This window comes from Comamonas sediminis (assembly GCF_041107495.1).
GTDB lineage: Bacteria > Pseudomonadota > Gammaproteobacteria > Burkholderiales > Burkholderiaceae_C > Comamonas > Comamonas sediminis.
Genome location: NZ_JBGBDC010000001.1, coordinates 25,498 through 37,529, shown reverse-complemented (window position 1 = coordinate 37,529; position 12,032 = coordinate 25,498). Strand labels below are relative to the sequence as shown.

The 12,032-nt window shown below is 65.8% G+C and carries 10 protein-coding genes; 3 read left to right on the top strand and 7 right to left on the bottom strand.

Annotated elements, in window-relative coordinates; translation table 11 throughout:
• Window positions 1-8 precede the first annotated feature (8 nt).
• Both AB7A72_RS00185 and AB7A72_RS00180 read left to right on the top strand, forming a co-directional pair.
• The gene (locus tag AB7A72_RS00185) at window positions 9-959 is read left to right on the top strand and encodes an alpha/beta hydrolase (protein ID WP_455423816.1); all 951 of its coding nucleotides are present in this window, start codon (window positions 9-11) and stop codon (window positions 957-959) included.
• 57 nt (window positions 960-1,016) lie between these two features.
• On the top strand, window positions 1,017-1,928 hold the full coding sequence (locus AB7A72_RS00180; RefSeq protein ID WP_369458651.1) for a YbgC/FadM family acyl-CoA thioesterase: 912 nt from the start codon (window positions 1,017-1,019) through the stop codon (window positions 1,926-1,928).
• Between the two features lie 30 nt (window positions 1,929-1,958).
• On the opposite strand, the gene AB7A72_RS00175 is transcribed toward AB7A72_RS00180, so the two are convergent.
• Window positions 1,959-2,228 (bottom strand): hypothetical protein, encoded by a 270-nt coding sequence (locus AB7A72_RS00175; protein ID WP_369458650.1) that lies wholly within the window; start codon window positions 2,226-2,228, stop codon window positions 1,959-1,961.
• A gap of 3 nt (window positions 2,229-2,231) precedes the next feature.
• The gene (gene ygfZ, locus AB7A72_RS00170; RefSeq protein WP_369458649.1) at window positions 2,232-3,152 is read right to left on the bottom strand and encodes a CAF17-like 4Fe-4S cluster assembly/insertion protein YgfZ; all 921 of its coding nucleotides are present in this window, start codon (window positions 3,150-3,152) and stop codon (window positions 2,232-2,234) included.
• A gap of 10 nt (window positions 3,153-3,162) precedes the next feature.
• Here ygfZ and mltG point away from each other — a divergent pair, with 10 nt between their 5' ends.
• Entirely contained in the window at window positions 3,163-4,188 is a 1,026-nt protein-coding gene (gene mltG / locus AB7A72_RS00165; protein WP_369458648.1) for an endolytic transglycosylase MltG, read from the top strand.
• Window positions 4,189-4,260: 72 nt separating this feature from the next.
• Here mltG and AB7A72_RS00160 read toward each other — a convergent pair whose 3' ends face one another.
• The 5 genes from AB7A72_RS00160 to gcvT all read right to left on the bottom strand — a co-directional run bounded on the left by AB7A72_RS00160 (window position 4,261) and on the right by gcvT (window position 11,996).
• The gene (locus tag AB7A72_RS00160; protein WP_369458647.1) at window positions 4,261-6,279 is read right to left on the bottom strand and encodes a diguanylate cyclase domain-containing protein; all 2,019 of its coding nucleotides are present in this window, start codon (window positions 6,277-6,279) and stop codon (window positions 4,261-4,263) included.
• A gap of 183 nt (window positions 6,280-6,462) precedes the next feature.
• The gene (locus AB7A72_RS00155) at window positions 6,463-7,233 is read right to left on the bottom strand and encodes a sulfite exporter TauE/SafE family protein (protein ID WP_239811656.1); all 771 of its coding nucleotides are present in this window, start codon (window positions 7,231-7,233) and stop codon (window positions 6,463-6,465) included.
• Between the two features lie 118 nt (window positions 7,234-7,351).
• Window positions 7,352-10,252, bottom strand: coding sequence for an aminomethyl-transferring glycine dehydrogenase (gene gcvP / locus AB7A72_RS00150; RefSeq protein WP_369458646.1), 2,901 nt, complete (start codon window positions 10,250-10,252; stop codon window positions 7,352-7,354).
• Between the two features lie 165 nt (window positions 10,253-10,417).
• Window positions 10,418-10,792 carry a glycine cleavage system protein GcvH gene (gcvH, locus tag AB7A72_RS00145; protein WP_239811658.1) on the bottom strand — a complete coding sequence of 125 codons (375 nt, stop codon included), beginning with the start codon at window positions 10,790-10,792 and terminating at the stop codon, window positions 10,418-10,420.
• A 70-nt stretch (window positions 10,793-10,862) separates the two neighbouring features.
• Window positions 10,863-11,996 carry a glycine cleavage system aminomethyltransferase GcvT gene (gene gcvT / locus AB7A72_RS00140; protein WP_369458645.1) on the bottom strand — a complete coding sequence of 378 codons (1,134 nt, stop codon included), beginning with the start codon at window positions 11,994-11,996 and terminating at the stop codon, window positions 10,863-10,865.
• Between the last annotated feature and the right edge of the window lie 36 nt (window positions 11,997-12,032).

The window sequence follows — 12,032 nt, the reverse complement described above, 5'->3', positions numbered from 1 at the left end:
AACTGCCGATGCCTGCCGATGTGGTCGCAGAGCTGACCCCCACGATGCGCAGCGTGGTCGAGCGCATGGCCCGCGCCCAGCACACCCCCCTGTGGGAGATGACGGTGGAGCAGGCGCGCCAGGCCTACGGCATCGGCGCAGGGGTGCTGGAGATTGCCAAGCCCGCGCTGGCCCGCGTCGAGGATCTGCACATCCCTGCGCGCGATGGTTTTCAGATACCGGCGCGGCTCTATGCCGCCAGCTGGGATCCGCTGCAACCGGTGCTGCTGTTCACCCATGGTGGCGGCTTTACGATCGGCAGCGTGGACACGCATGACACGCTGTGCCGCGAGTTGGCGCACCAAGCGGGCTGCATGGTCGTCTCGGTGGACTACCGCCTGGCGCCCGAGCACCGCTTTCCCACCGCTAGCAACGATGCCTGGGATGCGTTGCAGTGGCTGGTGGCCGAAGGCATGGCGCTGGGGGCCGATACCGGCCGTGTGGCGGTGGGGGGCGACAGTGCAGGTGGCACCCTGGCGGCGGTCAACGCGATCCTGGCACGCGATGCCGGTATCGACCTGGCCTTGCAGCTGCTGATCTATCCCGGTTGCGCAGCCCACCAAGATACGCCTTCGCATGCCCGCTACAGCGAGGGCCCGATCCTGACCAAGCCGATGATCAGCTGGATGTTCAGCAACTACCTGCGCTCGCTCGCCGACCGCGAAGATTGGCGCTTTGCGCCCTTGCTGGCGCCGGATCTGCGCGGCCTGGCGCCGGCCAGCATCCACCTGGCGCAATGCGATTCGCTGGTGGACGAGGGCGTCATGTATGCCGATCGCTTGCGCGCAGCCGGCATCGAGGTGGACCTGCACACCTATGCCGGCGTGGCCCATGAGTTTGTGAAAATGGGCCGCGCGCTCAAGGAAGCGCGGGCCTGCCATGCGCAGATGGCCCAGGCGCTGCGGGCTGCGTTTGACTGAGCAGGACCGCTGCCAGACCGCCGCCAGATTGCCCCTATGTTGAATCCAGAAAAGACCATGAGCTCCTCTTCCCAGATCCTGTTCGAGACCCCCGCCCGAAGCCTTTCCGATTTTCGCTGCCGCAGCCGCCAGCGCGTGCGCTGGTCCGAGGTCGATCTGCAGAAGGTGGTCTTCAACGCCCACTACCTGAGCTATGTGGACATTGCGATGTCCGAGTACTGGCGCCAGCTGGCCGTGCCCTACGAGGAAGGGATGCAGCGCCTGGGTGGCGAGCTGTTCCTGCGTGCCACGCAGCTCGAGTTCCATGCCTCGGCCCGCCTGGATGATGTGATCGATATCGGCCTGCGCGTGGCCAAGCTGGGCCACACCTCGGTGCAGTACGAGGCGGCGATCTATTGCGCCGACAAGCTGCTGGCCACGGCGACCATGGTCTATGTGTTTGCCGATGCTGCGCAGCAGCCCCAGCCACTGCCCCAGGCTTACCGCAGCATGGTGCAGCGCTTTGAAGCGGGCGACGACATGGTGACGCTGAAAACCGGCAGCTGGAATGTGCTGGGCCAGGAGGCGATGCGCCTGCGCATGCAGGTCTTTGTGCGAGAGCAGGGCATTCCCGCCGAGATCGAGGCCGATGCCTTTGATGTCAGCGCGTTGCATGCGGTGGCGCTCAATGGTCTGGACATGTGCGTGGCCACCGGCCGCATGTTGCCCAGCGCGCAGAACGAACACCGTGCCGATGTGATGCGCATTGGCCGCATGGCCGTGGCCAAGCCGCTGCGCGGTGGCCGCCTGGGCCGCCAGGTGCTCGATGCCTTGGTGGATGCCGCCGATCGCCAGGGCAAGCGGCAGGTCGAGCTGCATGCGCAGCGCACGGCCGAGAGCTTCTACCTGCGTGCGGGATTCAGTGTGGTGGGCGAGCCCTATGAGGAAGCGGGCATTGCCCACATCTCGATGCAGAAAACCCTGCGCTGACGGACCGATCCCTGCATAGCGCCAATGGCCCTATGCAGAGGCCTGATAACTTGGCCAATAAAAAGCCGGGTCTGGTTTCCCAGACCCGGCAAGTGTGATGGTCAAGATGCGCTTGAGTAGTTGTTCCGTCAGGCTCACAGGGCTTTTTGGAAGGCTCCTGCTCGCAAAGTCACTCAATTTTAGCAAATTACGGCGCAAATGCCATAAAAATTCTGTAACGGCTGCAGTGGCGGCGTTTTTGCCTGAGAAATTGTCGTATTTGTGATGAAGCAGACGGTTACCGCTGTCATAAGCGATCACAAATCAGATGTCTTCCTTGAGCGCATAAGGCAGGCTGAGCAGCTGCAAAGCCGCGCCGGTGCTGCTTCCCAGGTGCAGAGGCGCGCTGGCCGCCGCAATCTGCATCGACACCAGCGCCTCAAAGCCCGATGCGCTGGCGGCCGATTGCACCACGGTGCCCACCGGCTGGCTGTCGTCGTTGGCGGCAAAGACCTCCTGGCCGGGCTGGGGCTGCGCAGCCGAGGCCAGGCGGTACATGCGGCGCTTGAGCGTACCTCTGAACTGGCTGCGTGCCACCACTTCCTGGCCGGGGTAGCAGCCCTTCTTGAAACTCACGCCATCGACCGATTCAAAGTTCAGCATCTGCGGCACAAAGGCATCGACCACGGTCGCTGTGATCAGCGGCACGCCGGCTTGCACGATGGACAGTTGCCAGGCCGCAGCGGTGATCGTGGGGCTGCCAGTGATCTGTGCGGGCAGGGCGCTGGCTGCGGGCGCCGCGAGCAAAGCGCGGCTTTCGCCTTCGGCGGCGTAAAGCCGCACGATGGAGGCATCGTCCAGCGCCAGCACTTGCCAGGGCGCCAGCTTGCGTGCCTCGGCGGGAACGGCATCGCCGGCCAGGCCCAGCAGTTGCACGGCCTCGGTGGCATCGCTGAGCTTGCACTTGGCGCGCAGCACAAACATCGACAGGCGCTTGAGCGTGGCGGGCAGCACATCTCGGCTGGTGATGAGCCAGAACTCTTCGGCGCTGCGCTTGATGACGATGAAGCTGGCCTGCATGCGGCCCTTGGCCGACAGAAAGGCCGCCAGCCGGGCCTGGCCCACGGGCAGCAACTGCACATCATGGCTGAGCTGGCCCTGCAAAAAGCTGGCAGCATCGGCGCCCTCGGCGCGGATCACGCCCAAATGCTGCAGCGAAAGGTGTCCCTGTAATGCTTGAGTCATGGGGTGAATTATGATGCTCGATCCATGGCACGGAGGCGGTAGGGTTGTGAAGCGTTTATTGACATTGATCGTGGTGGTGGTGCTGGCGACAGCCGGCGCTGCCTATTTCTGGTTGAACCACCCGCTGGTGCTGGGCAAGGGCGGCCAGACGGTAGAGCTGGAGATTGAGCCCGGCACCTCGCCGCGTGCGGTGGCCCAGGCGGTGCAAGCGGTGGGCATCGAGGTCAACCCCGATCTGCTGTACTGGTGGTTCCGCCTTTCGGGCCAGGACCGCAAGATCCGCGCCGGCAACTATGAGATACCTGCCGGCACCTCACCGCGCAGCCTGCTCGCACGCCTGGTGCGCGGCGAAGACAGCCAGCGCGTGCTGACCATTGTCGAGGGCTGGAACCTGCGCCAGATGCGCGCGGCCATCGCCAGGGAAGAGCATCTGCGCCACGACAGTGCAGCGATGACGCCCGAGGAGATCATGGCTGCGCTGGGCCGCCCTGATCTGCCCGCCGAAGGCCGGTTTTTCCCGGACACCTATGCATTTTCGAAAGGCAGCAGCGATCTGGCGCTGATGCGCCGCGCGATGCTGGCGATGGACAAGCGGCTCGAAGCGGTCTGGTCGCTGAACCCGCCCGACAGCCCTCTCAAAACGCCGCAGGACCTGCTGACCCTGGCGAGCATTGTCGAGAAGGAAACCGGCAAGGCCGAAGACCGGGCGATGGTGGCAGGGGTGTTCATCAACCGGCTGCGCATCGGCATGCTGCTGCAGACCGATCCCACCGTCATCTATGGCCTGGGTGAGAAATTCGACGGCAATCTGCGCAAGCGCGATCTGCAGACCGATACGCCCTGGAACACCTACACCCGCGTTGGCCTGCCGCCCACCCCCATCGCGATGCCCGGCAAGGCCTCGCTGATGGCCGCCATCCAGCCGGAAAACACCAAGGCGCTGTACTTTGTGGCCAGGGGCGATGGCAGCAGCCACTTCAGCGAGAGCCTGGATGAACACAACCGCGCGGTGAACACCTATATCCGAGGCCGGTAGTCTGCGCGCGTTGCACTGAGAAGCCAGCCGCAGTGCTGGCTTTTTCGTTTCAGCGCGCAGGGGGCGGGCGTGTTATCGGCTGCCGCTGCCCAGCGCCTCGGTGTAGAACGCATAGCGGCCCCGGCCCTGCTGCTTGGCCTGGTAGAGCGCCATGTCCGCCTTGCGCAGCAGGCTGTCGGGATCCTGGGTGTCAGAAGGCTGGGTCAACAAGGCAATGCCCACGGACACGCCGATGCTCACCCGCTGTCCCTCGATCTCATAGTCGGCGCTGAGCCGGTCAATGACACGCTGCGCCAGGCCTGCGGCCGCCTGCGCCGACGAGGCGTTTTGCACGATGCAGAATTCATCACCACCCATGCGCACCACCAGGTCGGTGTCACGCAGCAGCTCGCGCAGGCGCTCTGCCACTGCGCAGAGCAGTGCGTCTCCGGTGGCGTGGCCGAGCGTGTCGTTGACCTGCTTGAAGCGGTCCAGGTCCAGGTAGAGCAAGGCCCCTGCCGTGCCACCTTGGGTGCGGATCGGCTTTTGCAGCAGGCTGCGGTTGGGCAGACCGGTGAGCGGGTCGTGCAGCGCCAGATAGGCCACTTCGGCCTGCGCACGCTTGCGGTCGTCGACGTCTTCCAGCACGCCCAGCCATTCGCTGATGCGCTGCTGCGGATCCAGGATCGCCGCTCCCCGTGCGCGCATCCAGCGCCAGGTGCCATCGCGGGTGCGCAAACGCAGCTCCACATCCAAGGTGTGGCCATGGTCCGTCAGCAGTTGCGCTGCCTGGCGCTGCAGCTGCTCGGCATCCTCGGGGTGGACCTGGCGCAGCCAGCCCAGTTGCAGTGCTTGTGCATCGGGCGCGCCACCCAGCGCCTCCCAGCCGACGATCGACAGCGCACGGCCCTTGGCATCCAGGCTCCACTGTACCGAGGCGCCGGCATGGGCCAAGGTGCGGGCCCGCTGCTCACTGGCGGCCAGCGCGGCTGCCACCTGCTTTTGTGCGGCCAGTGCCGATTCCAGACGCGCACGCGCACGGCTGAGACTCTGGCGCAGGATTTCGTATTCCTGCACCACCAGTACCTGGCCACCGCCGGTCGCGGCAGCGTAGGAGGCGCCGGTGCGCGTGCTGACCGTCAGCTGCCGGATGGGGCGCAGCAGCTGGCGCGAGACCCAGGCGCATAGCAGGCCGGCAATGGCCAGCGCCATCAGACTGGCCAGCACGATGTGGGTGACCGGCGTTTGCCAGCGGGCATTGAAGTCCTCCAGCGGCTCACCGGCAACGACCACCCAGCCTGGCGTCCTGGGCAATTGGTAAAAGCTGAAGATCACTTCTCCGCCGTCGGCACGCTGGGCTTCGAAGCTGCCGCGGCGGGCATGGACGGCCTGCAGCCGCGCCCAGTCCGGAACGGTGGTGCCGATAAACCGCTCTGCCTGCGCCGAGCGCGCCAGAATCCGGCCTTCACCATCGGTGATGGCGATCAGCACACCGTCGCTGGTCTGGCTGGGGGCGATGCTCACCGCCTCGGCCGGTGGCATGGTCAGCACCAGCACCTGGGCAGAGGCGGGTCCGGCGCGCACGGCCATCGATACGGCGGGCATGCCGTTCTGAAAGAAGAGTTGCGAGAACACCGGTGCACTGCTGTGCAGGGCCCGCTCGGCCAGCGCCTGCTGGGCCGGCAGGGGCGCTGGCGCTCCGGAGGACGCCAAGACCGGCTGGGCCTGGCCTTCGCGCAGCAGCGCCAGGCTGCTGGCCGTGCCCATGCCTGTCAGGTGCAACCACCGGTCCAGGCTCTGCGCAGAGGAGAAGTTGCCGTCCGCTGCAAACGACTGCAGCATCGCTGCCCGGCCCAACAGGTCCGACTCGGCTGCCTGGCCCAGGTTGCTGGTGATGTCGAGCATGCGGTTGAGGCTGCTGTCCCGGTAGGACTGCGCGACATGCTGCACCGTGTAGATGCCAGCGGCCAGAATCGGCAGGGCTGCTGCCAGCATCAGCATCACCAGGTAGGTACTGAGCCCGCGCGCACCCGCAGCCATGGACTCCAGGGCAGGGCCATTGGAGTCCATTCCTTCAGCGGGCAAAAGGGTCTGGGTGTGCGGTGCGGGCATGGGCAGAGGTGTGCCCGGTTCCAGGCGCACGGCCGGGTGCGCAGGGATTGGGGCTGCCTGGGCGGGAAAGGGGCCGACTGGATTATCGGGGGCTGGCGGGGGGGATTCTCAGCGCAACGGAGACACTCTGACAATTGTTATAGGAGTGGGTCTGTTCGTCTCCCGAACAGCCGGGTGCGACTGTCACCTCGATGCAACAGCTCCAGCCCAGCTGGAGGCCAGCATGGCCAGGCCGGCCAGGGTCAGCAGGCCCAGCACGACGCGTTTGAAGGCCACATCGCTGATGCGCTCATAGAGCCGTGCGCCCCACAGCGAGGGCAGCACCATGGCGGGCAGTGCGACCGCCAGCTGCGGCAGCATGTGCTGGCTCACCAGGCCCGTGCCCACATAGCTGGCAAAGGTGACGGCCAGCATCGTGAGGTTGAAGTTCTGGATCACCTGGCGCTGGGTGTCCCGGGCCATGCCGGTGATCTGGCACCACAACGTGGGAACCACGCCCGAGAAGCCGCCCAGCGCTGCCATGGCGCCACCGGCCAGGCCCGCCAGGCCATTGGCCAGCGAGCGCCCAGAGCCCTGGCTCAGCGGCCCGGACGCGATGCCGCCCAGCCGGTGGGAGAAGGCCATCAGCGGGCAGAAGATGACCAGCATCGCGCCCAGCACCGTCTTGAACAGCTGGGCGTCGAGCATCGGCAGCAGCCGCAAGCCCAGCGGCAGGCCGCACAGCCCCCCCAGCAGGAAGGGCCAGAGCATGCGCCAGTCAAAGCCACGCCGCACCTTGAACGCCTGGATGAGCTGCCCGCACAGACCGCCAAACACGGCGAGCACCGCCGCCAGTGTCGGCTCCAGAGTCCAGGCCCACAAGGCCATGGCGGTCATGCTGTAGCCAAAGCCCGAGAGGCCCTGCACAAAGCCGGCAAGGGCCGCGCCGATGGCGATGATGAGAAGGGTGTCCATGCCGAGAAGTCTCCGGGCTCGGGTGCAGTCCCGGGCTGATTTTTGCTGATAGTTGCCAAGGCGTAAAAAAGCGACCCGGTGGGTCGCTTCGGAAGAAGCCCGAAGGCTATCTTAAGACCTAAGCCGAGGTGCCGTAGCTTTCCAGCGGCACGCAGCTGCAAAACAGGTTGCGGTCGCCATAGACGTTGTCGACACGGCCCACGGGGCTCCAGTACTTGGCGCGGCGCAGCGCAGGCACGGGGTAGGCGGCAGCCTCGCGGCTGTAGCCATGGCTCCACTCGCTGGCCAGCAGGGTTTCGGCCGTGTGGGGGGCGTTCTTGAGCAGGTTGTCATCCTGCGCCGCACGGCCCGCTTCGATCTCGGCGATCTCGCCACGGATGGCGATCATCGCATCGATGAAGCGGTCCAGCTCGTACAGGCTCTCGCTCTCGGTGGGCTCCACCATCAAGGTGTTGGGCACCGGGAACGACAAGGTCGGCGCGTGGAAGCCATAGTCGATCAGGCGCTTGGCGACGTCTTCGGCCATCACGCCGCAGCTGTCCTTGAAGTGGCGCAGGTCCAGAATGCACTCGTGTGCGACATGGCCGTGCTCACCGGCGTACAGGGTCGGGAAGTGAGGTTCCAGGCGCTTGCTGATGTAGTTGGCGTTCAGGATCGCCGTCTCGGTGGCGCGCTTGAGACCGGGCTCGCCCATCATGCGGATGTACATCCAGCTGATCGGCAGCACGGCGGCATTGCCCAGCGGCGCGGCGCTGACCGCGCCCACCTTGCCGGGCACGCCAGCGGTGGCATGGCCGGGCAGGAAGGGCACCAGGTCCTCGACCACGCAGACGGGGCCGACACCAGGGCCGCCACCGCCGTGGGGGATGCAGAAGGTCTTGTGCAGGTTCAGGTGGCTGACATCGCCGCCGAACTCGCCCGGTGCGGCCAGGCCGACCTGGGCATTCATGTTGGCGCCGTCCACATAGACGCGGCCGCCATGGCTGTGTACCAGCTGGCACAGCTCCTTCACCTGGGTCTCGAACACGCCGTGCGTGCTGGGGTAGGTGATCATGATGCAGGCCAGGTTGGCGCTGTGCTTTTCGCAGGCCAGCTTCAGGTCTGCCATGTCCACGTTGCCGTTCTCATCGCACTTGGTGACGACCACCTGCAGGCCCACCATCTGCGCGCTGGCCGGGTTGGTGCCGTGGGCGCTGCTGGGGATCAGGCAGATATTGCGGTGCGACTCGCCCTTGGAGGCGTGGTAGGCCTTGATGGCCAGCAGGCCGGCGTACTCGCCTTGCGAGCCGGCATTGGGCTGCAGGCTGATGCCAGCATAACCGGTGGCCTGGCACAGCCATTCGCGCAGCTGGGCATCGAGCAGCGCATAGCCTTGCAGCTGGTCGGCCGGTGCAAAGGGGTGCATGTTGGCAAACTCGGGCCAGGTGATGGGGATCATCTCGCTGGTCGCGTTGAGCTTCATCGTGCAGCTGCCCAGCGGGATCATGCTGCGGTCCAGCGCCAGGTCCTTGTCCGACAGGCTGCGGATGTAGCGCAGCATCGCGGTTTCGGAATGGTGGGTGTTGAAGACCGGGTGGGTCAGGTAGGCGCTGCTGCGCTGCAGGCCTTCGGGAATCAGCGAGGTGCTGCCTTCGTCCATTGCCTCGATGTTGGGCAGTGCCTGGCCGGGTTGGGCAAAGATGCGCCACAGCAGCTCCACATCGGCGCGGCTGGAGGTTTCGTCCAGGCTGATGCACAGGTAGTCGTTCCAGGCCTTGCGCAGGTTGACGCCCTGGTCCAGCGCACGGGCCAGGATGGCGTCGGTGGCGTCCTTGGTGTGCAGCGACAAGGTATCGAAAGCGCTGTCATGGTGGCGGGCCGCAAAGCCCAGCTGCGTCAGGCCACGGCTGAGAATGGCGGTGAGGCGCGCCACGCGCTGGGCAATGCGCTTGAGGCCGGCCGGGCCATGGTAGACCGCGTACATGCTGGCGATGACGGCCGGCAGCACCTGGGCGGTGCAGATGTTGGAGGTGGCTTTTTCGCGGCGGATGTGCTGCTCGCGCGTCTGCAGCGCCAGGCGGTAGGCCGGGTTGCCATGCACATCGACGCTGACGCCGACCAGGCGGCCTGGCAGGGAGCGCTTGTAGTCATCGCGGCAGGCCATGAAGGCGGCGTGCGGGCCGCCGGCGCCCATCGGCATGCCAAAGCGCTGGCTGTTGCCGACGACGATGTCGGCACCCCATTCGCCGGGGGGCGTGAGCAGGGTCAGCGCCAGCAGGTCGGTCGCCACGATGGCCGCAGCCTGCTTGGCATGAATCGCATCGACGTCGGCCTTCCAGTCCACGATCCAGCCGCTCGAAGCCGGGTACTGGATGACGGCGGCAAACAGTTCACCCGCCAGCGCAGATTCCCATGCGTCCTTGCTGTTGGCCACCAGCACCTCCAGGCCCAACGGCTGCGCGCGGGTCTGGATGACTTCAATGGTCTGGGGATGCAGATCGCCTGCCAGCACAATGCGGTTGCTCTTGGACTTGACCGAGCGCTTGGCCAGGGTCATGGCCTCGGCAGCGGCCGTGGCTTCGTCCAGCATCGAGGCGTTGGCGATGGGCATGCCGGTCAGGTCGCAGACCATGGTCTGGAAGTTGACCAGCGCCTCCATGCGGCCTTGCGAGATTTCAGCCTGGTAAGGCGTGTAGGCGGTGTACCAGGCGGGGTTCTCGAGAATGTTGCGCAGAATCACGCCGGGCGTGAGGGTGCCGTAGTAGCCCTGGCCGATAAAGCTCTTGAGCACCTGGTTCTTGCTGGCCAGGGCCTTGAGCTCGGCCAGCGCAGCCGCCTCGGTCACCGGCTCGGGCAGGTCCATCGGCTTGCTGCGCACGATGGAGGCGGGCAGCACCTTGTCGATCAGCGCATCGAGCGAGGGCAGGTCCAGGGCTGCCAGCATCCGGGCCTCATCGGCGGGGTCCGGTCCAATGTGGCGGGCGATGAATTCACTGGCGTTTTCCAGCGCGGCAAGGGGCTCTTTGGAGGGCATCAGCATGGTCCGGATCGGTGTAAATGGAGGGGTTGGGGCTGGCGCGGTATCAAAGAGCGCTGGCAGCGGGGAAAAGCTAAAAAGGGGAGGAGGCCGGAGCCTCCTGGGCCTGTTAATCCTGCTGGCGGCCTGCAAAATCTTCCGTGGCAGGCCAGCAGCAGGGTCGGGCCATCAGGCGTTGGCGGCGAAGTCGTTGTAGGCGGTTTCGTCCAGCAGTGCGTCAAGCTGGGCCACATCGCTGAGCTTGACCTTGAAGAACCAGCCGGCGTTGAGCGGGTCGGAGTTGGCCAGCGACGGGTCGTTGCGCAATGCTTCGTTGACTTCGACGATCTCGCCGGTCACAGGCATGAAGACATCAGCGGCCGCCTTGACGGACTCCACCACACCGGCGACATCGCCCTGGTTGAACGTGGCGCCCACTTCAGGCAGATCGACAAACACCACGTCGCCCAGCGCGTCTTGCGCGTGGACGGTGATGCCGACGATGGCAGCATTGGTGTCGGCGCTGTTGATCCATTCGTGGTCGCGGGAGAACTTGATCGTCATAGGAATACTCCAGTTTTGTAGGTGTGAATTGTGCTCAGGCGGGTGCGGACAGCCGCACCCAGCAGCTACTTTAGCCGCGGAAATAGCGGGGAGGGACAAAAGGCATGGCCACCACCTCGACAGGCACTGCTTTGCCGCGCACCATCGCATGCAGCTGCGTGCCGATGGCCGCCAACGCGGGCTCGACATAGGCCATCGCAATGGGCTTGTCGATGGTCGGGGCCAGCAGGCCGCTGGTGGTCACGCCGACGACCTGGCCATCGAGGTTGCGGATCTCGACCTGCTCGCGCACCGGAATGCGCTCTTGCGCCACCAGGCCAACCCGCTTGCGGGTCAGGGTGGCGGGGTTGTCGATCTGCGCGAGCACCTTGTCGGCACCGGGAAAACCGCCTGCGCGCGCGCCGCCGGTGCGGCGCACCTTCTGGATGGCCCAGTTCAGGCCGGCTTCGGGTGGGGTGGTGGCGGCATCGAGATCGCTGCCGTAGAGGCACAGACCGGCTTCCAGGCGCAGCGAGTTGCGCGCGCCCAGGCCAATGGGCTGCACTTCGGGCTGGGCCAGCAGCTTGCGTGCCAGCGCCTCGGCCTCGTGGCCGGCCACCGAAATCTCGAAGCCGTCTTCGCCGGTATAGCCGCTGCGGGTGATGAAGCAGGCGATGCCGTCAACATCAAAATCGCCGCCGGTCATGAACACCAGCTTGTCAACACCGGGCGCCAGGCGGGCCAGCGCGGTAGCGGCCTGGGGGCCTTGCAATGCCAGCAGGCCCTGGTCGGGCAGCGGCAGCACCTGGCAGCGCTGGCCGATGCGTTCGCGGATCAGCGCAATATCGGCCACCTTGCAGGCGCCATTGACGATGACGAACAGCTCCTGCTCCGAGACGCGGAAGAACATCAGGTCATCGACAATGCCGCCGTCCTCATTGAGCAGCAGGCCGTAGCGCTGCTTGCCAATGGCCAGGTCGACCACATCGACGGGCACCAGGGTTTCAAAGGCGGCTGCGGCGTCGGGGCCGACCAGGCGCAGCTGGCCCATGTGGGAGACATCAAAGAGGCCCGCTGCCGTGCGGGTGTGCTTGTGTTCGGCCATCAGGCCCTGCGGGTACTGCACGGGCATGGAATAGCCGGCAAAGGGCACCATGCGGGCGCCGAGCGCGATGTGCAGCGCGTTCAAAGGGGTGGACAGCAGGGCGGATGCGTTGGCGGACATGGACTCTCCAGGGCAAATATCAAGGCATGCAGCCGT